This window comes from Gloeobacter violaceus PCC 7421, from assembly GCF_000011385.1.
GTDB classification, from domain to species: domain Bacteria; phylum Cyanobacteriota; class Cyanobacteriia; order Gloeobacterales; family Gloeobacteraceae; genus Gloeobacter; species Gloeobacter violaceus.
On the sequence record NC_005125.1, the window covers coordinates 2,013,375 to 2,033,296 of the forward strand.

Annotated in this window: 23 protein-coding genes; 9 read left to right on the plus strand and 14 right to left on the minus strand. The window is 61.2% G+C overall.

All coding sequences use genetic code 11. From position 1 onward, the window contains the following. Nucleotides 1–47: 47 nt before the first annotated feature. Nucleotides 48–740: a glutathione S-transferase family protein gene (locus tag GLL_RS09795; RefSeq protein WP_011141890.1), complete on the minus strand. Its 693-nt coding sequence runs from the start codon at nt 738–740 to the stop codon at nt 48–50. A gap of 217 nt (nt 741–957) precedes the next feature. Here GLL_RS09795 and GLL_RS09800 point away from each other — a divergent pair, with 217 nt between their 5' ends. After that, nucleotides 958–1,287 carry a hypothetical protein gene (locus tag GLL_RS09800; protein ID WP_011141891.1) on the plus strand — a complete coding sequence of 110 codons (330 nt, stop codon included), beginning with the start codon at nt 958–960 and terminating at the stop codon, nt 1,285–1,287. Between the two features lie 12 nt (nt 1,288–1,299). On the opposite strand, the gene GLL_RS09805 is transcribed toward GLL_RS09800, so the two are convergent. The 7 genes from GLL_RS09805 to GLL_RS09835 all read right to left on the minus strand — a co-directional run bounded on the left by GLL_RS09805 (nt 1,300) and on the right by GLL_RS09835 (nt 7,247). Continuing rightward, nucleotides 1,300–2,343, minus strand: a complete 1,044-nt coding sequence (locus GLL_RS09805; protein WP_011141892.1) for an aldo/keto reductase — start codon at nt 2,341–2,343, stop codon at nt 1,300–1,302. Between the two features lie 68 nt (nt 2,344–2,411). Continuing rightward, nucleotides 2,412–2,864 (minus strand): DUF4385 domain-containing protein, encoded by a 453-nt coding sequence (locus tag GLL_RS09810; RefSeq protein WP_011141893.1) that lies wholly within the window; start codon nt 2,862–2,864, stop codon nt 2,412–2,414. A gap of 70 nt (nt 2,865–2,934) precedes the next feature. Beyond that, on the minus strand, nt 2,935–3,510 hold the full coding sequence (locus GLL_RS09815; protein ID WP_011141894.1) for a Uma2 family endonuclease: 576 nt from the start codon (nt 3,508–3,510) through the stop codon (nt 2,935–2,937). Nucleotides 3,511–3,577: 67 nt separating this feature from the next. Then, nucleotides 3,578–4,468: a TauD/TfdA family dioxygenase gene (locus tag GLL_RS09820; RefSeq protein ID WP_011141895.1), complete on the minus strand. Its 891-nt coding sequence runs from the start codon at nt 4,466–4,468 to the stop codon at nt 3,578–3,580. A 44-nt stretch (nt 4,469–4,512) separates the two neighbouring features. After that, entirely contained in the window at nt 4,513–5,835 is a 1,323-nt protein-coding gene (locus GLL_RS09825) for a hypothetical protein (RefSeq protein WP_011141896.1), read from the minus strand. Between the two features lie 39 nt (nt 5,836–5,874). Continuing rightward, complete coding sequence (locus GLL_RS09830) at nt 5,875–6,813, minus strand: sulfotransferase family protein (RefSeq protein WP_164928887.1); 939 nt, start codon at nt 6,811–6,813, stop codon at nt 5,875–5,877. A gap of 62 nt (nt 6,814–6,875) precedes the next feature. Then, a complete protein-coding gene (locus GLL_RS09835) occupies nt 6,876–7,247 on the minus strand; it encodes a hypothetical protein (RefSeq protein ID WP_011141898.1) in 372 nt (123 codons plus the stop codon). Between the two features lie 89 nt (nt 7,248–7,336). On the opposite strand from GLL_RS09835, the gene GLL_RS09840 reads away from it, so the two are divergent. The 4 genes from GLL_RS09840 to GLL_RS09855 all read left to right on the plus strand — a co-directional run bounded on the left by GLL_RS09840 (nt 7,337) and on the right by GLL_RS09855 (nt 12,971). Then, nucleotides 7,337–8,242, plus strand: coding sequence for a sulfotransferase family protein (locus GLL_RS09840; protein ID WP_011141899.1), 906 nt, complete (start codon nt 7,337–7,339; stop codon nt 8,240–8,242). A 125-nt stretch (nt 8,243–8,367) separates the two neighbouring features. Then, the gene (locus GLL_RS09845) at nt 8,368–9,348 is read left to right on the plus strand and encodes a tetratricopeptide repeat protein (protein ID WP_011141900.1); all 981 of its coding nucleotides are present in this window, start codon (nt 8,368–8,370) and stop codon (nt 9,346–9,348) included. Between the two features lie 46 nt (nt 9,349–9,394). Then, nucleotides 9,395–10,222, plus strand: coding sequence for a sulfatase-like hydrolase/transferase (locus GLL_RS09850; RefSeq protein ID WP_164928888.1), 828 nt, complete (start codon nt 9,395–9,397; stop codon nt 10,220–10,222). Nucleotides 10,223–10,283: 61 nt separating this feature from the next. Next, the gene (locus GLL_RS09855) at nt 10,284–12,971 is read left to right on the plus strand and encodes an HlyD family secretion protein (RefSeq protein ID WP_164928889.1); all 2,688 of its coding nucleotides are present in this window, start codon (nt 10,284–10,286) and stop codon (nt 12,969–12,971) included. A 4-nt stretch (nt 12,972–12,975) separates the two neighbouring features. Here the strand turns inward: GLL_RS09855 and GLL_RS09860 are convergent, their stop codons facing one another. Further along, nucleotides 12,976–13,812 (minus strand): SMP-30/gluconolactonase/LRE family protein, encoded by an 837-nt coding sequence (locus GLL_RS09860; RefSeq protein ID WP_011141903.1) that lies wholly within the window; start codon nt 13,810–13,812, stop codon nt 12,976–12,978. A gap of 88 nt (nt 13,813–13,900) precedes the next feature. Here GLL_RS09860 and GLL_RS09865 point away from each other — a divergent pair, with 88 nt between their 5' ends. After that, complete coding sequence (locus GLL_RS09865) at nt 13,901–14,239, plus strand: c-type cytochrome (protein WP_011141904.1); 339 nt, start codon at nt 13,901–13,903, stop codon at nt 14,237–14,239. 11 nt (nt 14,240–14,250) lie between these two features. On the opposite strand, the gene GLL_RS09870 is transcribed toward GLL_RS09865, so the two are convergent. Then, nucleotides 14,251–14,988: a Uma2 family endonuclease gene (locus tag GLL_RS09870; protein WP_011141905.1), complete on the minus strand. Its 738-nt coding sequence runs from the start codon at nt 14,986–14,988 to the stop codon at nt 14,251–14,253. Between the two features lie 154 nt (nt 14,989–15,142). Between GLL_RS09870 and GLL_RS09875 the strand changes: the two genes are divergently transcribed. Next, on the plus strand, nt 15,143–15,394 hold the full coding sequence (locus GLL_RS09875; RefSeq protein WP_164928890.1) for a hypothetical protein: 252 nt from the start codon (nt 15,143–15,145) through the stop codon (nt 15,392–15,394). Nucleotides 15,395–15,696: 302 nt separating this feature from the next. Next, complete coding sequence (locus tag GLL_RS09880) at nt 15,697–17,826, plus strand: TonB-dependent siderophore receptor (RefSeq protein ID WP_231848432.1); 2,130 nt, start codon at nt 15,697–15,699, stop codon at nt 17,824–17,826. 48 nt (nt 17,827–17,874) lie between these two features. Here the strand turns inward: GLL_RS09880 and GLL_RS09885 are convergent, their stop codons facing one another. Genes GLL_RS09885 through yidD form a run of 4 tightly spaced genes read right to left on the minus strand, consistent with a single transcriptional unit; the run spans nt 17,875 to nt 19,523 of the window. Further along, the gene (locus tag GLL_RS09885) at nt 17,875–18,177 is read right to left on the minus strand and encodes a type II toxin-antitoxin system RelE/ParE family toxin (protein WP_011141908.1); all 303 of its coding nucleotides are present in this window, start codon (nt 18,175–18,177) and stop codon (nt 17,875–17,877) included. Beyond that, nucleotides 18,174–18,440 carry a ribbon-helix-helix domain-containing protein gene (locus tag GLL_RS09890; protein ID WP_011141909.1) on the minus strand — a complete coding sequence of 89 codons (267 nt, stop codon included), beginning with the start codon at nt 18,438–18,440 and terminating at the stop codon, nt 18,174–18,176. The genes GLL_RS09885 and GLL_RS09890 overlap by 4 nt, the downstream gene beginning before the upstream one ends. A 13-nt stretch (nt 18,441–18,453) precedes the next feature. Next, nucleotides 18,454–19,239: a twin-arginine translocase subunit TatC gene (tatC, locus tag GLL_RS09895; protein WP_011141910.1), complete on the minus strand. Its 786-nt coding sequence runs from the start codon at nt 19,237–19,239 to the stop codon at nt 18,454–18,456. Between the two features lie 47 nt (nt 19,240–19,286). Next, nucleotides 19,287–19,523: a membrane protein insertion efficiency factor YidD gene (yidD, locus tag GLL_RS09900; protein ID WP_011141911.1), complete on the minus strand. Its 237-nt coding sequence runs from the start codon at nt 19,521–19,523 to the stop codon at nt 19,287–19,289. Nucleotides 19,524–19,660: 137 nt separating this feature from the next. Between yidD and sipA the strand changes: the two genes are divergently transcribed. Continuing rightward, on the plus strand, nt 19,661–19,876 hold the full coding sequence (gene sipA / locus GLL_RS09905; RefSeq protein WP_197530158.1) for a regulatory protein SipA: 216 nt from the start codon (nt 19,661–19,663) through the stop codon (nt 19,874–19,876). The last annotated feature ends 46 nt before the right edge of the window (nt 19,877–19,922 follow it).

The window sequence follows — 19,922 nt, forward strand, 5'->3', positions numbered from 1 at the left end:
GCCGACTGGCTGTAGTTTGTGCGACTGCAAACCGCTCTAAGGGAAATCTACCGGGTAGCGCCATCCCGGGGCGGATCTGTCGGGGCGTTCGTCCGAGTGTTCAGGGCCGTCATCCGGGCGCGAAAGGCCGCCAGATCCGGCGCTTTCGGTTCGGTCCGCGCAAAGGAGGAACGCTGATTTAACCGCCGTCCCCATTGCTGCAGGTGCGGGTAATCGTCGAGCAAGACGCCCACCCCCGGCAGCCGGGGCACGACTGTGCCTGCCACCACTTCCGCCAGGGTGAATTGCTCGCCTGCGAAGTAAGTTTGCTCCCCCAGCAGTTGCTCAAAAAAGCCAAGCGCCGTCGCGATTCGCCCTTTGGCCTGCTCAGCGGCTGCCGCTTCGACCGCCGCCCCCATCGAGCGGCGGATGAGCAACCCGAAAGGCGGCACCAGTTCGTTGATCGTCACCAGTTCGACCATCCGCACGGCGGCCAGCACCTCGGGCTTCCCGGGCAATAGCGCAGGCATCGGGTACTTCGCTTCGAGGTAGTCGAGAATGGCGAGCGATTCGAGTACCCGCAATCCGCCATCGACGAGCACCGGAATGTGATGAAAAGGGTTCAGGGCGAGAAAGTCTTCGCGCCACTGGTCGCCGTCGAGTTGCAGCGCGATCGACTCGAAGGGCAGACCCTTCTCCAACAGAGCAATCCAGACGCGGCGGGAGTTGAAGGAGATGGGCAGGTGGTAGAGCTTGAGCACGGTGTCTTCCAGTGACCAGCCCGATTGTAGTATCAAGGACGGGGTGGTAACGGCGGCAGGTCGGGCTGGGGCAGACCCGCCAAGCGCAAAACAGTTGCGAGATTCGCAAAAGCCGGCCGAAGCCAATTTTTGTCCGGCACAGGAAAAAATTCTGGATGCTGCTGGGCAAATCGGTTAGATAGAGAAGCATGTATGCAGACGAATAGGAGCATTTTCGATGGAAGAGCGCCTGGACCGTGCTGAGCAGCGGCTTGACCAGCATGGCGAGTTGATAGCCGAACTGCGGGCCGCCACGCTGACTAACACTCAGAACCTCGATCGGTTGGTCGGTGTTGGCGAACGGTTCATCAACGTGGCGGTCGACGCTGTCACAGAGCTACGCACAACTACTGCCAGATTGGACCAAAATGTCGAAGAATTGCGCACCATGGGCTTGCGCCAGCAAGAGGCCATCGAAGAGTTGCGGGCGTTCAACCGCCGCCAAGAAGCCATCAACGACTACATTTTGCGTCGCGACCGCGAGCGTGGCAACGGCCAACCGGGGTGAGGTGCCGTTCGCTCAAGAAGCCAGTTCTTTGTCCGCGGGGAAACCGTGCTGCTCGCGGCCGGGGGGGCCGTCGTACTTTTTGGAAGTCTTGTACAGCTCGAAGCGGCCGTCGGCTGCGAGCGTCGCGTACTGCGAGCGCATCGCCGCCAGTTGCTTCTGGTCGAAGGGGACGAAGCCCCGGGCCACCCGCAGATTTTGCTCCAAGATCGCCGTCGATTCGATTCCGCTTACGGTGGTGGCGATCGGCAGGCTCATCGCGTAGCGCAGCGCGTCCGCCGGGGAGAGCAGATCTTTTTTGAGCATTTCGCCGCTGCCGCCGAAACTTTTCATGCCGATGGCGGCAATCCCCAGGGCATTCAGGCGCGGCAGCACCTGCTGCTCGAAAGAGCGAAAGCTCGCATCGAAGCAGTTGAGGGGCAACTGGCAGGCGTCGAAGGGATAACCTTTGTCGAGCATTTTCAGATGAATCGCCGGGTCTTTGTGACCGGTAAAGCCGACGTAGCGGACTTTGCCTTCCTTTTTGGCCTGCTCCAGCGCTTCGATGACACCGCCCGGGGCAAAGTGCAGCTCCGGGTCGTTGTCGTAGATCACTTCGTGGACCTGCCAGAGATCGAGATAATCGGTCCCCAGCCGTTTGAGGGATTCTTCGAGCTGGCCCATGGCCACTTTGCGGTCCCTGCCGTGGGTGCAGACTTTGCTCATCAACAATGCCTGCTGCCGCCTCCCGCCGCGCAACGCCTTGCCCATGCGCTCCTCGCTCAGGCCGTCGCGATACTCCCAGGCGTTGTCGAGGAAATTCACCCCCGCATCCATCGCCGCATGGACGATACGGACGGCTTCCGCATCGCTTTTGGCCGAACCCAGGTGGTAGCCGCCCAATCCGATAATCGACACCTGCACGCCCGTCTTGCCGAACGGACGGCGCGGGATTGCCCCCTGGGCCTGCCCCCTCTGTGCCGTCAGCGCCTGACCGGCCGCAAGCATCGCCGCCCCCGCCGCGAAACGCTGGATAAATCGCCTGCGCTCCCCTTTTGCTGCCATCCGCGTGACTTCCATGCTGTTGGAGTCACTTTGCCATCCATTACCGCCAACGAGCGTCTTCCCCGCGGTGGAACCACGCTTAGTCAACCGTAGCGCCTCTGGTGCTCGTGCTTGAGGCGCAGGTACTCGGGATCTTCTTTGGCCTGGCGGTACATGTGGTAGAAAATAGCCGCCGCCTCGGCCTTTTGCGGGTCTTGAACCATCGGTAACACCTCGGTTCGCCCTTCGTTCCACTTGCGTCCGCCTTTGTGATTGGCGTAACGCCGGGCGCGGGTGAAGCCCATCTGCAAAAACTTGCGTGCCATGTCCATACCGACAAAGTCGCTTTGGGCTTTGTAATCAAGAAACATCGCAAAAAGCTTGTCCGCCGATGCGCGTGCGACCTCAGGCGTGCGAAAGCGCCAGTGAGGCAGCAGTTCGCTTTTGTAGGGCTCGACGAGCAGTACCCCTTGCTCGCCCACACCCACACGGTAGAGTTCTGGATGGGCACGCAGGTCCAGGTGCACGTAATCGAGGTTGTAGTCGAACTTCGTCACGGACAGTACAAACGCAGTTTCTCGATGCTCGCGTCTGGTCGCTGACGCCCACCTCAGTACAAAGAAGTATTTAGGCGCCGGGCACAGTGCTCAGCCAACCGAATACCTCGCCGACGCTCAAGCGCAAATCGGAGATTGGCTCCGGCACCGGTAGCGGAGCAGTTGGGACGTTCAGCAACATCGGCTGACGTCCAGGCGGATACACCAGCACGGAGCGCTCGGCGGGATCGACAAGCCAACCCATTCGACAACCGTGCTCCAGGCAATGGAGGATGTTGCCGGTGACCCGGGTCTGACTTTGCTCCGGAGAAAGCATTTCGATGGTCCAATCGGGAGCGCGGTCGAAAACGTTGGCGATCTCGGCTTGTTCGTCGATAGGAATGCGTTCCCAGGCAAACACGGCGATATCCGGAACCACCGAACGCCCGTCAAACGTACAACGTAGTTCTGGAAAAGCCCTTGCAATTCGCCGGGGTTTGGCCGCAGCGTCGACGGCAATCACCAGTTCGGCCTGCAGTGTGCTGTGTTTGCCCTGGGGCATCGGCTTTTGAAGAATCCGACCGTCGATATATTCGCAGGCGGGTTTGGTTTCCGGAAGGCGCAGGAACGCTTCCAACGTGACGAAGGCGACCGGTGATTGCGCCACAGCGGTTCTGTCCCAGACTCTGGTGGGATCCTAGCACCACCGATCCCGCCTGCGGAAAATCGGACAACTACAGCGGGAAAGCGGCGTCGCCGAGGCGCACGTAGATGTCGCGCTGATTGTCGGCAAAAGTCCGCCGCCCGTGCATGGCGCGGCTGTTGTTGATCATGGCGATGTCGCCGCTCTTCCAGGGCAGGGCGATAGTGATCTGCTCTGCCACCGCCTGCAACTCGCTTATCACCGCCTCGGGGATCGCAGAACCGTCCTCCAGGCGCACCAGGCTCGCGCTCGAACCGGCCCGCTCCTGGCCCACCACCGGCAGGATGTTGTTGATGAAAACCTCATGCCGGCCGTCGGGGCTGCCCACAAAGGCCGAAGCAAGAAATTCGGTGGTGACGCTGCGGTTCTCGCCGAAGTGGACCGCCATGCGGTTGGCGGCCGCGATCGCGGTCACCTCCTCAAGGCTGTCGGTCTGGTAGATGCCCTGCCAGGTGCCGTCCGGGTAGGTGCGGATATACTTGAGCCGCTGGGTGCGGAACAGTTCGCGGGTGGTGGGACTCAAGGTCTTCCAGAAGCGGATGCCGTCCGAGACCGTGGTCTCACCGCCGCTCAGGGCCGGGGCGGCACAGTAGAACCAGAGCACCGAGGGTCGGTAGAGGGAGTAGTACATCTCGCCGTGCATTGGGACGGCGAAGCGCAATTTATGACCGGTCACCGACATCAAAGTCTTGTCGCCGCCGATCGTCTCGCGGCTGTAGGCGCCGCCCACGTAGGGGCGAAATTCGGTGCAGAACTCTTTGCTGAAGCGCTTAAACGTTTCGGTGTCGGCCCCGAAGCCGCTGAAATAGACGTAGCCGGTGGTGCGAAAGGCGTCGATCAGCCATTCAAAGTCCAGGTCAAACAGGCCGATGCCGGGGGCGGCTTCGTAGGTCGTTCCGAATTTTTCCGTGGTGGTTTGCATGGCGAATTTCCTCAAGAAACGTCGTTCAAGGGCAAAAAAACGGCTCAGTCCAGGGGGAAGCGCCAGGCTTCGAGGGCAATCGAAGGCAGCGGCTCGCCTTTTTTGGCCGGGGGCTGTCCCTGGGCTCGCGGGTTGAAGAGGAGCACCAACCCCTCGGGGGTCGAGAGGGCCGCCACCAACTCGCCCCCGAAATTCCCCAGGGGTTTTTCCGTCCACTGCTCACCGTCCGGGGTGACGAACAACTTGAAGGCGCCCCGGCTGGTGAAACCCGCGCACAGGTAACCCGCGTGGGCCACCAGGCACTGCAGCACGGCCGTACCGTCGTCGAAGCCCGGACCCATCGCCGAGAAAGGCACCTTCAGCCCCGAGGGCGAAAAGCGCGGCTTGCCCACGATCAGATCCCAACCGCCGTCGGGATTGACGCGGAAGATTTCGACATTGGCGACCTGGTGGGCGCGCAGCGAGCGGTGGGATTTGCCGCCTGCCAAGTAAAGGCAGCCCCCGAAGTGGGCCATCGCCGCCACCTGCTGGTTGTCGCTAAATAGATAGGCGCCGCTGGCGATCACCTGCTCGAAATCGCCGGGCTGAGCGGCGAGCGCCCCCAGCCGCCACAACTGAAAACCGCGCTCCAGGTTGCGCGTTCCTATATAGAGTGAATCCGCGAATACTGCCGCGCGGCAGGCCAGTTCGTTGCCTTGTTCCTTAAATCCCGGTACGGGCACTTCCTCCCAGAGGGCCGAGTCCACAGCCTCACCGCGCAGTAGGGGCGGCGCATTCTGGCTGAGGCCGGTGGCCAGGGCCACCACCCCGCCCCCAAACGGGACAGGCTGGTGAAAGGTGTGGCCGTTCGCAGGCACAAGATCGAATGTTGTCCGCCACGGTCCGCCATCTTCGCTAATGGCCACCTCGCCCCCCAGGGGCGAAGAGAGACTCGCCACCAAGCGACCCCGCTCTTCAAATAGACAGCAATAGACATTGCGGCCCGTCTCCAGGGCCTGCTCGCCCGCCAGGTTCACCCCCAGGGCGTCGGTAAGCTTGTCCTTCGATTGCTCCTCGGTCGGATTGTCCGGGAAGAACGTATCGAGCATGTTCCCCGGGCCGCTGCGCCGCTTGGTGTTGATGGCCAGGGAGGTGTGCACCGTCTGCCAACCCCGGGTCTGCGGGTCGAAGCGGACGATGCGCCGAAAATCCTGCACGTCGCGGTCGATGTAGAGGCCGGCAAAGTAGATTTGCCCCCCGTACCAGGCCAGGGCACCGACGATTTGATCGACATCGTCGATGTCCAGTTGGGCGATGGTGCCGAGGGAGTGGGCGCCGGGGGCGATCTGGCCGGGCGCGGCGGTGGGGGAGGCAAGTGGGTGGATCATGGGAGCGAAACCTCACTTTTTGTCAAACGGCTCGCGCTTTTAGTACCCCATCTGCTGGGCCAGCTCCTGGATCTCGCGGGCGGTGTCGGTGTCGACGGCCCACTCGAAGGTGCCCTTGAGGGGCGGGATGGGCACTTTGCTGCTGCGCAATTTTGGGTTGGCCAAAAACTTCGGATCGTTGCCGAAGGGGGCATTGATGGGACCGGTGCGGGCGTAGGGCGATTCTTCGGGCGATTTCATCTCGTCGATCGCCTCTTGATCGGTGCGCACCCCCAGCCACTCGGCGATCTGCGGCAAATAAATATCGAGATCCGAGAGCAGATCCTCGCCGCGGATGCGCATGCCCTGCCCCAAGGGCAGCCGCTCCATGAAGTTCATAATCTTGGTGTGGGCGCTCAGCCAGAGCTTGAGCGGGCTCACCTTCACCGGTTTATTGCCCTTGAGGTCTTCCTCTTCGTCCGACAGAAAGGCCGGATCGACGCTCCAGCCCACCTTGGCCTGCATTGCCCCCACCTGCTCGCGCGTCTGGATGATCACCGAGAGAAATTCGGCGATCGACTTGGCGGAGGTGACCGGGTGGCGGGTCAGATGCAAAAAACGGGCCTTCGGAAACATGTGGAAGGCCCGCTCCATGTTCTCGACTTTTAAGATCGTGGTCGGAGATTTGTCTACGCCGATCTTAGGATTTACATAATCGAGTACATAGTTGAACACTTCTTTGCAACCCAGGTGCATGTGTTCGTTGATCCAGACGCGCGCCCGGTGCACCGACAGCTCGTCTTGCGTCCCTTCGTGGATTTCGGCCAGGGTGCGGGCGAGGCCGTCCATGGCCGTGGGCCAGCGCCGCTGGATGCGGGCAAAATTCAGTTCTTCGATCGTGTCGGTCTTGAATAAATTCAGCTCCGGAAAACCGTACAGATCCGGGTGTCGGCCCAGGAGCGCGCAGACGACCGACGAAAACGAGCGTGGAGGTGTCAATATAATCAGAGGCTGATGCGACACAGGTATAGCCAGAACAATATCAAGTGGGGGCTATTGTATCACTTCGGCAAACGGGCCAGGCGTTGGTCGAGCCGCCCCAGCTCGTCGGCGGTCATCTGCACCAGCGCCACCAGCGTCTTGTACTGATGCTGCAGTTGGCGCTTGTACTCCTCCAGCTCGCTGCGCGAAGAGCAGTCCTCGGCCACCTCCGGGGCTTTGACCCAATCCTGGATGGTCTTGAGAAATTCGAGCGGGACGGCGTTGTAGACCACCTGCGGCTGGACGTCCTCCAGCTGGGGCATTGCCTGGGCAGGAGCCTCCGGCAGCGGCAATTCTTCGAGCAGGCTCTGCTCGTGGCGGTCGCGGAATTTTTGCAAGACCGCCTGGCGTTTCTGCGCGTCGCTGGGCAAAATCTCGGGTTCGGCCGACATAAAAATCCTGCACAAAACTCGCCGTTATTGTAGACCCGCGCCTTCGATCCGTATAGGCTTGCAGGCGAACCCACCCCAAGGCGCGCACCATGCCGACCGCCCCACCGATAGTCATCCTCTCGGCCACCTGCAGCGGCAGTTCGCCCCTTTCGGCGATGCTCGGCCAGCACCCGGAAGCTTACGGGGTGCCCGAGATCAACTTGCTGATGGCCCGCACCGTCGAAGAACTGGTGCTGCTGTTGCAGGGGCCGCGCCAGTTTCAGATCCACGGGCTATTGCGCGCCGTCGCCCAGCTCTACAGCGGCGAGCAGACCCTCAACGCCGTCGCCATGGCCCGCCGCTGGCTCTCCAACCGCTACTACGCCCAGACCACCGAGGTGCTCGCGGAGTTGTGCGCGCGGGTGGCGCCTTTGCGGCTGGTCGATCCGAGCCCGGTCTATGCCGCCGAACCGGAGCGGCTCTCAAGACTTTACGAAGCTTTTCCGGAGGCTCACTTTGTGCACCTGCTGCGCCATCCGCGCGCCCAGGGCGAGGCGGTGATGGCGATCGCCGGGGGGGCGCTTGCCATCAACGACGGGGCCTTCGAATTTGTCGCCAAAAAACCGGTCCTAGATGCCCAGCGCACCTGGTTTACGTTCAACGACAACATCCGCCGTTTTCTGACAGATGTCCCTGCCTCCCAGCAGACGGCCGTGCACTGGGAGGCGGTCGCAAGCCGTCCCACTTCCACCCTGCGCGATCTGTGCCGGGGGCTGGGACTGAGTTGGAGCGAGGAGATTGGCCAGGCGATGCTGCACCCGGAGCACTCCTCCTACGCCGGGTTCGGCCCCTACAGCACCCACCTCGGACACGACCCCCATTTTTTGCGCAATCCATACTTTTCAGAACAGCCCGAAGGGCACTTCTCGCTGGAAGACTCGCTCGCCTGGCGGGCGGACGGAAAGGGTTTTTATCCGGAAATTCAGGAACTGGCGCGTCAGATGGGTTACGACTAACCGGTTCGGCGGCGGGCAATTCTTGTAAGAAAGCATGGCTGGGGGCAGTACGTCCATCGCATTTGACACCCCAATGGAAAGCTGATAGTCTTCTGCTCAAGTTGTTGCTTCGGTAAATTTACGGTATGGCAGGATTTACTCCAAAGCTTAAAAAAGTTACAAAGGCGAACTCGCGCGACCGTCTGAAGCTCGCCGGGACTCTGTTTCGAGAAAAGCGTTACGACGAAGCCCTCGAGGAAGCCACTGCCATTTTGGAAGAAGAACCTTCCTCCCTGCAGGCCCTGATGTTGACGGGCAGCGTTTACCTGAAGACCAAGCGCTTCGACGAAGCCCTGGACGCCTTTCAAAAAGCGCTCAGAGTCGATCCGCTCTCGCCGCAGGCTTGCCTCGGTATCGGTATGGCCCACCTGCGCAAAAAAGACTACAAGCAGGCGACGGTGGCCTTCGAGAGTGCCCTCAAGCTCGATCCCAAATCGGCCAAGGCCTATATCACCCTGGGCATGTCGGCCCTCGGCCAGGAGCACTACGATCTGGCCATCCAGTACTTCAACAAGGCGCTGCGCTTCGATCCGCAGGCGGAGATGGCCCGAATCTTGATCTCGCGCGCCTACAAGAAGCTCGGCAAGCCGGGCGACGCCGTCAGTACCCTCGAGACCGCCGTCAAGCTCAACCCCAAGAGCGGCATGGCCAACATGTCGCTGGCGAGCTTCTACTTGCAGAACAAAGACTACACTTCCGCCGAGGCCGCTTTGCAGAGGGTGCTCGAAGCGCGGGGCGACAAACCGGCCCCGACGATCATGCTGTCGCTTGCGGATCTGTACGTCCAGACCGACCGCACCGAGGAAGCGGGCGACATCCTGCGCGCCCTGCCCTCGGCGCCCAAGCTGCAGGCGCGCAAGCACAAGCTCTTCGGCGATCTCTACACCAAGCAGGGTCTGCTCAAGGAAGCGGCGGAGGAATACCGCGCCGCGAGCTTGATGGCCTCCGACGACGATGAAATCGACGATGTCGACCTCGACGGTCTGGTGGAAGCCGGTTCGGCCAGCTGGCAGGAACTGGCGAGCACCTACCGGGCGACGGCCACCGAGTCGATCTCGCGCAAGTAAAACATCATCGCATCGAGACCCCCCTACTGGCTGCGTGGAGGCAGGAATGCCCAACCATCTCGTGCAGATCATCATGGACAGCTGCCGCTTTGACAGTTATGAAGCGGCGGCGACGCCCAACATGGACAAAATCGGCAAAGGGGAGGCGCGCTACAGCTACGCCTCGTGGACCTCGCCCTCCCATTACGCCATGCTCATGGGAATGGTGCCCCACACCAGCCCGCGGGGGGTCTTCGCCTCCGAAGTCTACAAGCAGGAATTTACCCGCTGGATCGACCGGCTCGATATGCCGGATCTGTCCTTCAAGACTTTCGTGCCGCACCTGTCGCTGCCGAAGGTGCTGCAGGATCTGGGCTACGAGACGATCGCCCGCGTCTCGATGCCGGTGCTCAACCAGTTGACGGGCATGAACCGCTTTTTTGACGATTACAAATTGATGGGCAACCACAACGACTTCAAGTCAATGGTGGCGGAAGTCGAATTCGAAGAGGACGAACCGCGGTTCTACTTCTTTAACCTCGGCGAGACCCATTACCCCTATATGCTCTCCGGCGAAGATTTGCCCCACATCTCAGGGGTGCACGGCGTCTTCAAGCACATGGACGAATCGCTCAAGGCGGGCGAGGGACCGGTAGAGGCCAAGTTCTTCGAAAAAGACGAGATGGAGCAGCTGCATAAGCAGCAGATCCGTTGCGTCGAGTACATCGACGGCCTGTTGGGGGAACTGATCGAGAAGTGCCCGCCCAACACCCACTTCATCGTCACCGCCGATCATGGCGAGTTGTTCGGTGAGGACGGTTATTTCGGCCACGGCCCGATCATGCACCCCAAGTGCTTTGAGATCCCCTTCCTCGAAGGTCTGCGCCCCGCCTAGCACCTTGAAATCGCCGTCGGTGGGCGCTTGCACCCCCCCGCCGAGGAAGTTGGAGGTCTCGATGTACCAGCCCCTTCAAACTTGCTTTCGCAGGGATCTCGTCATCGATGAGGTCGTCAAGGCGGGCGTCAAGTCCTACCGCATCAAGGACCCGGCGAGCGGGGAGACCTTCGAGTTTGGCGAGGAAGAGTTTTTTCTCTGTCAGCTGATGGACGGCGCCCTGACGCCGCGCCAGATTATCGAGGCCTTCGAGGCGCGCTTCGGCCTCAAGATGAGCGAAGAGGACTTCGAGCCTTTTTGTCGACAAATTGGCGAATACGGGTTGCTCGAGCGCTACAGCGAACGCCGACAGACGACAGCCACGATCGTTGTCTCCGAGGCGCAGCCCTTCGCGGCGGGGGGTGCCTTTGAAGATACAGGGGAGCCGGGGCAGGGCAAAAAGCCCAAAAGCGACATGCCCTACAAGTGGTACTACCCCGAGCTGGCGCCGGTGTTCGTGCTGTTTGCCCGCCTGCTCGAACCGTTCCACCTGCTCTTTAAGCTCGCGTTTTTGCTGCTCATCCCGACCGTCCCGCTGACGCTGATTACGATCCTCAACAACCAGATCCTGTTTTTTCAGGATTTTTCAGAGTACTACTCGCCCATCGACGGGTTGACCAAGCACATGGTCAACATCCTGGTGGTCAACAGCATCAGCAAAGTCGCCCAGGCCGTCGTCGCCTCCCATTACGGCGTGGCGGTCGAGCAGTTCGGTCTGCAGATGCTCTTCGGCTTTTTTCCGCGCTTCACCGTCGGCAAGGGGCCGCTGTTCCGCCAACTCACTCGCGAGCAGCAGATCTGGACCTTCGCGACTCCGATCCTCGTGCGCTTGCTGTTGTTTGTGTTGGGCGGCCTCACCTGGTACCTCAACCACGGTTCGACCAACAGCATGAGCGCCTGGGCCGTGTCGCTGTGTTATATGGCCTTCGTGGATACGGTGCTCGACTCCAACCCGCTCTGGCCGAGCGACGCCTACGGTGTGGTGGTGGCCTACTACCGGCTGCCGCCGAGTTTATTTAAGCGCAACCGCCAGATTGTCGAGCGTCTGTTGCGTCTGCAGTGGCTGCCGGACACCATTCCCCTGGGCGACCGGTTGCGGATGACTTTTTTTGCGCTGGTCGGCGAGGTGGTCTGGCTGGCGTTTTTTGCCTACATTACTCTGCACAGCGCCGAGGCGCTGCAAAAGCTGGTCCCCGATCTTTTGGGCGAAGGTCTGGGGATACTATTGTTTTGCCTGCCGTTCCCATTCGCTATCCATTGGTGGTTACTCGTGCGCGACAAAACTCGGACTTCTAAAAAAGCTTCTTCGTCGTCGCCCCTGGGTTCTGACCAGGCGGCGATCACCCCGGCGGGCAAGCCGGACCATCTGCAACTGCCGGAAGGGGAGCAGGCGAATTTGCAACTGGCCTCCCAGGCATCGGACGGCATTCTGGAGGCACCCGGATCGGCCCCGCCGCGCTTCGGCGGCGGCGTCAATCTTTGGGAAGTGTTCCGCAAAGGTCTGCCCTGGCTTGTCCTGGCGGCTTTTGTCGTGATTTTAATGCTGCCCTATACCTACCACTACGGCGGGGCGATCCAGCTGTTGCCTCCTCGCCAGCAGCCGATCGCCGTCGAAGTCGAAGGTGTGCTCGACAAGCTCTACTTCAAGGGCGGCGATCAAAAGCTGATCAAGGCCGGCACCACCCTCGCGCTCTTGCGCTCGGTGGACACCCAGAATCAGGTGAACACGGGCCTTTCGGACGTGCGCACCAGAGAGGCGGCCTTGATCACTGCGCAGGAAGAATTGCGCAAGTTGCTGAGCATGCCCCGGCCCGAGGAGGTGCAGGTGGCGCGCGATCAGGTGAGTGTCGCCCGCCAGGAAGTCTCGGTGGCCAAAAGCCAGCTGGTGACCGCCAAGAGCAAAGCCGACTTCAGCGCCCGCGAAGCGGAGCGCAACTTGAAACTCAGCAAAGAAGGGGTCGTCTCCGATCAAGTCTACGAAAACGCCAAGCGCGAAGCGGAGACCGAGCGCATCGGCGTCGAGACCGCCCAGGAGAGCCTGGCAAGCGCCGGGCAGCGCCTGGAGCAGGCCCAGTCGAATTTGCGCCTGGTGATGGCCGGTCCCCACCCGCAGGAGATTTCCGCCGCCCGCAGCAAAGTGGAGCAGGAGCGGGCCGAATTGAAGCGGGTCCAGGACCAGTACGCCTACTACCGCCAGCAGCTCAATTTCACCAAGGTGGTGATGCCCTTTAACGGCTACATCATCACCCCCAACCTCGACTGGAAGGTCGGTAGCCGCATGCAGGTGGGCGATGTGCTGGGAGTGGCCCAGCACGCCAGCCGCATCACCGGCACCATCCAGATGCCCGAGTACCAGGCGGGCGACGGCTTCAAGCCCGGCGGCGAGGTGGAAGTGAAGCTATGGGCCTACCCGACCCGTTCGTTTGCAGGCAAGGTGGCCTCGATCGAACCGGTGGCCACCTCCTACAACAAGAACGACCCCCAGAACGTCACCAAGAGCGTCGAGTACGGCGCCGACCCGACCGAGTTGCTCAAGAGCACGACGCGCTACGTGAACGTCGTGGTCGACTTCCCGCAAGCCAAAGCCGAGATGAAGCCGGGCATGACCGGTTACGCGAAGGTCACCGGCGAGACCCAGCCGGTCTTCCAGGCCTTCAGCCATCCGCTGGTGCGCTTTGTGACCGTCGAGCTGTGGTCCTGGTTGCCGTAGTCGGCTAACTGCCCAGCTTCACCTGGTAGACGTTGCCTTCGCCCTCGTCGCTGACCAGCAGCGTCCGTTCATCCAAAAAGAGGGCTTCGCGGGGTTTGCCGAGCTTGTCGGCCACCACGGTCGGTTTGCCCTGCTTGTCCAGGCGCACCAGCTGGCCGCTGCCGATGTCGGTGACGTAGATGTCCCCGGCGGGAGAGATAGCCAGCCCGCTGGGGTCGGTGAAGCCCTTCGCCCAAAGCGTCGGCTTCTCACCCGGTGCCCAGCGGTAGACGCCCTTGTCGCCCTGGTCGGTGACGTAGGTTGTGCCGTCGGCTGCAACAGCAATATCGCGCCAGCCGTAGGTCGCTTCACGCGGGTTGACCGTCACCGGCGGCTCTTCCTTCTTGAGGGTGCCTTTGCCGTCGGGCGCGTAGCGGCTCACCTCGCCCGTGCGGTGGGAGACCACCAGCAGCGAGCCTTTGCGGCCCGGATCTTTGACCACACCCAGCGGGTCGGTGATCTTGCCTTCCAGGCGGCTCACCTGCCCCGACTGGACGCGGGCGAGACCGTTGCCGTTGCGTTCGGCCACGTAGAGCACCCCATCCATCTCGACCGACCACGACGGGCGCTGCAGGTCCTTTGCCGCCACCGTCTGATTCTTGCCGTCCGGGGTGTAGCAAACCACCCGGCCTGCCCCCTGCTCCACCACACAGATGTCTTTGCCGACGAGCGCGAGGCCCTGGGGCTTGTCAAGGCCCGTCACCCACTTGCTCACCACGGCGGTACTCGCCGGGACGGTTTCGGCCGTCACTGCTGCGGCCAATGCCGCAGCGATCACCACTCCATACCTGATACCTGCCATACGCCACCTCAAGAAAAATGAAAAGATTGTGAAAAATCTTAATATATGAGATACCAGAGCAAAGGGCGCGCGTCAAGGGAGCAGGGCGATGCGGTGGGTGTGGACAGTGGGGGCAGTGAGCATTTCGGTGCTGGGAGCGGGGGTGATCCTGGCCGAGGCACAGCCGGATCTAGCGGCGGGAGAGAAGATCTTCAAAGCCAACTGTGCGGCTTGCCACGCCGGGGGGAACAATATCGTGGAGCCGGAGAAGACGCTCAAAAAGGAGGCGCTCGCTCACTTCGGGATGGGTTCGCCAGCGGCGATTATCCAGCAAGTCACCGGCGGCAAAAACGCCATGCCTGCCTTTGGGGGTGAACTGAGCACCGAGGAGATCCGGCAGGTGGCTTCCTACGTGCTGGAGATGGCAGATAAAGACTGGCAGAAATAAAGCAAATCCGCTCAGAGAAGCGCTTCCGGGTCGATGCCGCGCTCGCGCAGCAATTCGGCGAGGCGCTCGGCCCGTCGCTCGGCTTCCAGGCGTGCCGAGCGCTCCTGTGCGACCTGTACTTCGACCTGTGCCAGTTGTTCTTCAGGGGCAGCGAGCCGGTTTCCGGTCGCGTCGAACCAGTACAACCATTCGCGCTGCCAGCCGCAGTAGCGCCCGGGCGAGCGGCCGATCCCCAGGCCGATTTCCGCCAGCCACACCGGTTCACCGGGGAGGCGCACGTATTCCCCATCGACAAGTTTGTATACTTCGAGCGTGTCGTGCTTGCGCCTGCGGCTCGGACGGCTGGGGTTGTAGACGACGTAGTACAAGATTTCAAGCCGCGCGTAGTTCTTCATCTTGCTGCCGTACTCGCCCCGGTAAGTTTTCGAGACCACTTCCAGGGCGAGGATGGGCAGAACATTGTCCTCCTCCCAAAGCACATAGCTGAGGCGACCGTTCTCGGCCACGAACCGTTCGACACCCAGGCTCAAGAAGCCGTCCGGGACGACGGCCGGTTTTTCGGGGTCGTAGTAGACGCCCATGTCGACGCCAAAAAACCAGTCCTCCCGCTGCGCCCAGAGGATGGCCAGAATGGCGCCGAGCAGGTTGGGGACAAGATTTTGCAGTTCGTTGTCCACCGGTGTCTCGTCGGAATCGAGCAGTTCTGCGGAGGAGGGCAGGCACTGCCACGAATAATACCGCTGCAGCATGACAGAGGCTCCGGGGTGCGGGTTGCCCCTATTCTAGGCCCGAGATGAGAAAGGCTTCATCCAGGGTTCATCGCCGTTTTACGGGCAGCTGAAAAACTAACTTTGGTAGCCGATGACACTCCATCCATCCCGGTTTGCCCGGAAGATTTCTCCCATGATTAAGCAAATCGCCGTTCAGATCGAGCGCAGTCAGAGCCGTCCCCGCCGCGAGCGCCTCTATAACTTGCAGATTGTCGGATGCGCCGCGGGGATGTCTGTGCCCTTGCTGGCCTGCTTCACGCTCTTCTGGGTGGCGACGACGGGGGAGATGCCGTTTTTTGCCGAAGGGGCGGTGCCCATGGTCCTGTTGGCGGCCGCCACCGCCATGGGCGGCTGGGTGTGGGCGCAGAGCATCGATTTGATGTGATCGTGTCCGCTATTGCAAAGCAATAGCGCCCCGGTCGCAGTCGCCCGCACGTCGTTGGTGCGGTTTTCGCAGCCTGGCGGCTCCCTGCTATTGACATCCAATTTCAATAACGGTAGGCTTGGCACGGCTTGCAGCTGAGACGTGATCTGTGGCAGGGCGAAGACTTCTGGTCTTCTCGCCCCCAATCTTTTCCGTCTGGATCTGCTTAGTTGGGAATTTTGATGAGAAGTGCTTTGCGTGCGGCTCAAAGCGTTGCCGCACCGGTTTTGGGCTGTGCATGCTTTTTTAGCACGCTATTGCAAGTGTGGGGTATACCGGGAGCGCTTGCTGCTCCAGAGATCTCGCCCGTCCGCCGTCTGGACCTACTGGCCGTCGGCGAGGCCCAACAGCTGCTGGCACAGACGCAAACGCCTGGGGGCAAAAGTGAGGATGAGCTTGAGGAGGTGACGGTACTGGGCAACCGCGGTTACCTGCGCAGGAACGCCGATTCGGGCACGCGCACGGACACCGCCATCCGGGACATTCCCGCCAATATTCAGGTGATCCCCCGGCAGATAATCGACGATCAGGGAGCGGTACGCATCGAGGAAGCGCTGCGCAATGTCAGCGGCGTGACCTTCGCCAGTTCCTTCGGCGGTCGCGCCCCCGAGTTTAACGCCCGCGGGTTCACCGCCAGCCTCTACAAAAACGGCTTTCTGGAGCGCAACGGCGGCAGCTTTTTCAACGCCCGCACCTCGCCTGAGGTTGCCAATCTGGAGCGCCTGGAGGTGCTCAAAGGCCCGGCCTCGGTGCTGTTTGGCCAGGGCGATCCCGGCGGCACGATTAACTTGATTACCAAAGCACCCCTTTTGACCCCCTCGGCTTCCATCCGCTTTACCGCGGGCAGCTACGACTTCTACCGCACCACCCTCGATCTGGGCGGTCCGCTCACCGGCGATGCGAGCCTCGCCTACCGCCTCAACATCGCCTACGAGGACACCCACAGCTTTCGCGATTTTGTCCAGAAGGCCCGCTTCTTCGTCGCACCGGCGCTTACCTGGAAAATCAGTCCCCAGACCACCCTGCGCTTCGAAGGGGAATACCTGAGCGACAACTACCCGATCGACCGGGGACTGGTGTTTGTGAATGGAGCCGATGTCGGCCTGCCGGTCAACCGTTACCTGGGCGATCCGACCCGCCGGCAGGTGTACGACGAAAAGCGCGGCTATCTGACCCTGGAGCACGCATTTGCCGAGAATGTGCGTCTGCGCAGCTTCGTGCGCTTGAGCACCAGCCGCGAGGACTACCGCTCCACCGAGGTGAGCGGGCCGCTGCAGGCGGATGGGCGGACGCTGCCCCTCGGGGGGTTCGAGGGAGGTCAGTACTACGAAACTTACACCTGGCAGAACGACCTCATCTGGAAATTCGACACCGGCTCCATCAAGCACACGCTGCTGGTCGGCTTCGATTGGATCAAACAAACCGGGTTTTTCTACAACAATGGCTTTTACGACGGCAATGTCATCGATATCTTCACTCCCGTCTATCGCTTCGACTACACCAACCGCATCGACGATTCCGGTTTCGACGGCCTGACGACCGCCAACACCTTCGGCGCCTATATCCAGGATCAAATCGCTTTTTCCGACAATCTCAAGTTGTTGCTGGGCGGGCGCTTCGACAGCTTCGACTACCAGGACGACTACCGCGACGACAGCTTCAACTCCTTGGCCCGCGCCCAGGCGTTTTCGCCCCGGGTGGGCCTGGTCTGGCAACCGATCGCGCCGGTTTCGCTTTTTGCCACCTACAACCGTTCTTTTTTGCCCCAGTTCGGTCTCAATCCGTCCGGGACGGCCTTTTTGCCGGAGCGCGGCACGCTCTACGAAGCCGGGGTCAAAGCCGAACTGGCCGAAGGACGCTTGTTCTCGACGTTGTCTATCTATCGCCTCGAAAAGGACAATGTCCTGACAGCGGATCCTTTCAATCCGCGCTTTTCGATCCAGGTCGGTCAGCAAAGCGGTAGCGGCGTCGATTTCGATATCGCAGGCGAAATTCTTACGGGCTGGAATGTCATTGCTTCCTGGGCCTACAGCGATGCGCGCATTACCCGCGACAACACCTTCGCGGTGAATAACCGCCTGCCCAACGCCCCCTTCCACACCGCCAGCCTCTGGACCACCTATCGCCTGCGCGAAGGGGCGCTCTCGGGCTTCGGCGTCGGCGCGGGCCTGTTTTATGTGGGCGAGCGCGCCGGCGATCTGGACAACACCTTCGCCATTCCCGGCTACACGCGGGCCGATGCGGCTGTCTACTACGAGCGGGAGCGCTGGCGGGCGGCGGTCAACTTCAAGAATCTGTTCAACGTGCGCTACTTCGAAGGGGTGCAAAGCGACACCCGCATCTACGTCGGGACGCCATTCACTGTGCAGGGAACGCTCAGCTATCAGTTTTGATTTGCATGCTATGTGTAGCTTTGACAACTTCTAAGCCAACCCATGGTCTCAAGACCCCGATTCTTCAAAGAGGGTAGGCAGGTCGCGGCGGCCACTCACAACGCGCAGGATTTCGATACCATCGTCCAGGACTCGATAGAAAATGATGTACTCTCCGAGTGGTAATCCTCGAAGACCAGTCCGAAGCGTTCCGTAACTTCTGCCGCTGTTCGGGAAGGTGACAAGTTGAAGGCATTTTCTGTCAAACTCCTCGAAAAAACGCTCACCGGCCTCGACGCTTGCCGCTACAAATCGGTCTGCAATTTCGTCGAGATCCTGGGCAGCAAGAACGTTAAGGATATAACGGCTCATTCCCTTTCTTGGCGCACCTGTCGGAGCCGTTCGAGGGTCCGGGCCACATAATCTGTGCCGTCCACAGGTGGAGCGTGCTCCGAGGCGGCAATGGCCGCGTCGATTTTCTCCCGCACGTCCTCGACCCACTTGGCCTCGGCGCGATCGTGCGCTTCGAGCAATTGCAACGCTACCTCCAGCAGTTCTTCGGCGGAGCGGTACTGCCCGGTCTGGAGTTTGCTAAGAACGAAGCCTTCCTGTTCGGGAGTGAGAGAAATGCCCATGGGTCGTCCCAGTTTACTTGCCAATCAGTTTGACCGCGCCCGCGCCGCCAAAATAGAGGATTGTCACCGCCCCGGCTAGAAAGGTCTGGGTGAGCGGATCGGTCGAGGGGGTGACGACGGCCCCCAGCACCACCGCGAAGACGCTCACATAGCGCCAGACCGAGAACATCCGCTCGGAGGAGACGATCCCCGTCACCCCGAGCAGCACCTGCAAGATCGGTACCTGAAAGACGATGCCGGTGCTGATCAGCATCACGAACATCAAGTCGAAATAGCGCTCGATCGTCCAGGTCTGATCGACGACGCCGTCGCCGTAGCTCACAAAAAAGTTGAGGGCGGCCGGGGCCAGGACCATAAAGGCAAAGACGACGCCCACGACGAACAGCACACTGGAGCCGACCACGATGGGCAGGATGAGTTTGCGCTCGCGGCGACTGAGCCCCGGCAGCACGAAGCGCACAATTTGATAGAGAATCATCGGGGCCGCGACCATCAGACCGCTGTAGGCCGCCACTTTAAACGAGACAAAGAAAAATTCGCCTGGGATGGTCTGGATGAATTTGACCGTCGTGCCCGCCGGCTTCTGCAGCAGATCGACGATCGGTTTGACGAAGATAAAACAGCCGATAGTGGCCGCGATAAAGGTGCCAAGCGCCCAGAAGAGGCGGGTGCGCAACTCTTCGAGGTGCTCCCCCAGGGTCATCTCGACCTCGTCCGGAAATTCGTCCTTGGAGTCGAGGGCGTCGTCGGTCTCGGGCGGATTGTCTTCTTGTTCGAAGTCGGGGCGCGTAGCGGTCATAACGGTCGAGCCACTTCGCTCTCAATTCTAGCGCCCGGGTCTGTCGTCTAACGGACCGACCGGCGCTCCGGTACGGGGTCGTAACCGCCCGGATGCAGCGGATGGCAGCGGCACAGCCGTTTGGTGCCCAGCCAGATTCCCGCCGCCACCCCAAATCGCTCGATCGCCTGGCGGGTGTACTCCGAGCAGGTAGGCACGTAGCGGCAGGTGGGCGGCGTCAAGGGCGAAACAAACCGCTGGTAGAAGCGGATGGCCCCGGTGGCGGCCCTGCGGACAAGCTCCATGGGTAATCTTCCTGGACCCATCCAGCCTAGCAAGTCCAAAGTTTTCCGACTTTTTCCACAGCCCTGTGGAAAACCTGGGGAAAGGTCGATATTCCCGGCGGCGGTACACTAGGGGCAGTTATCGCACGCGGTGGGACATGGCTGGAATGGAAGTCGGGCAAAAAGTGCGTCTGGTGCGGGTGCCGCCCTACGTCAAAACCGCAGACGCCATGCCCATGCTGCGCTCCTCGGCCTTTTTGGAGGTGGGCCAAGAAGGGCTCATTCTCGATCGCAGGCCCGGCAACTACTGGGCGGTGCGCTTCAAGCAGGGCGCCTTTCTCATCGACGGCGGCGATCTCGAAGCGGTCGGCTGAGCGTAGTACCTGGGAGTGCATATTCTCCGGCCGCCGAGTATAGAAA

What these genes read in the sequence shown, in the direction of transcription:
- GLL_RS09800 (WP_011141891.1), top strand. Translation starts at nt 958, where the DNA reads ATGGAAGAGCGCCTGGACCGTGCTGAGCAGCGGCTTGACCAGCATGGC.
- GLL_RS09805 (WP_011141892.1), bottom strand. Translation starts at nt 2,343, where the DNA reads ATGGAAGTCACGCGGATGGCAGCAAAAGGGGAGCGCAGGCGATTTATC.
- GLL_RS09820 (WP_011141895.1), bottom strand. Translation starts at nt 4,468, where the DNA reads ATGCAAACCACCACGGAAAAATTCGGAACGACCTACGAAGCCGCCCCC.
- GLL_RS09825 (WP_011141896.1), bottom strand. Translation starts at nt 5,835, where the DNA reads ATGATCCACCCACTTGCCTCCCCCACCGCCGCGCCCGGCCAGATCGCC.
- GLL_RS09835 (WP_011141898.1), bottom strand. Translation starts at nt 7,247, where the DNA reads ATGTCGGCCGAACCCGAGATTTTGCCCAGCGACGCGCAGAAACGCCAG.
- GLL_RS09840 (WP_011141899.1), top strand. Translation starts at nt 7,337, where the DNA reads ATGCCGACCGCCCCACCGATAGTCATCCTCTCGGCCACCTGCAGCGGC.
- GLL_RS09845 (WP_011141900.1), top strand. Translation starts at nt 8,368, where the DNA reads ATGGCAGGATTTACTCCAAAGCTTAAAAAAGTTACAAAGGCGAACTCG.
- GLL_RS09850 (WP_164928888.1), top strand. Translation starts at nt 9,395, where the DNA reads ATGCCCAACCATCTCGTGCAGATCATCATGGACAGCTGCCGCTTTGAC.
- GLL_RS09855 (WP_164928889.1), top strand. Translation starts at nt 10,284, where the DNA reads ATGTACCAGCCCCTTCAAACTTGCTTTCGCAGGGATCTCGTCATCGAT.
- GLL_RS09860 (WP_011141903.1), bottom strand. Translation starts at nt 13,812, where the DNA reads ATGGCAGGTATCAGGTATGGAGTGGTGATCGCTGCGGCATTGGCCGCA.
- GLL_RS09865 (WP_011141904.1), top strand. Translation starts at nt 13,901, where the DNA reads ATGCGGTGGGTGTGGACAGTGGGGGCAGTGAGCATTTCGGTGCTGGGA.
- GLL_RS09870 (WP_011141905.1), bottom strand. Translation starts at nt 14,988, where the DNA reads ATGCTGCAGCGGTATTATTCGTGGCAGTGCCTGCCCTCCTCCGCAGAA.
- GLL_RS09875 (WP_164928890.1), top strand. Translation starts at nt 15,143, where the DNA reads ATGATTAAGCAAATCGCCGTTCAGATCGAGCGCAGTCAGAGCCGTCCC.
- GLL_RS09885 (WP_011141908.1), bottom strand. Translation starts at nt 18,177, where the DNA reads ATGAGCCGTTATATCCTTAACGTTCTTGCTGCCCAGGATCTCGACGAA.
- GLL_RS09890 (WP_011141909.1), bottom strand. Translation starts at nt 18,440, where the DNA reads ATGGGCATTTCTCTCACTCCCGAACAGGAAGGCTTCGTTCTTAGCAAA.
- tatC (WP_011141910.1), bottom strand. Translation starts at nt 19,239, where the DNA reads ATGACCGCTACGCGCCCCGACTTCGAACAAGAAGACAATCCGCCCGAG.
- yidD (WP_011141911.1), bottom strand. Translation starts at nt 19,523, where the DNA reads ATGGAGCTTGTCCGCAGGGCCGCCACCGGGGCCATCCGCTTCTACCAG.
- sipA (WP_197530158.1), top strand. Translation starts at nt 19,661, where the DNA reads ATGGCTGGAATGGAAGTCGGGCAAAAAGTGCGTCTGGTGCGGGTGCCG.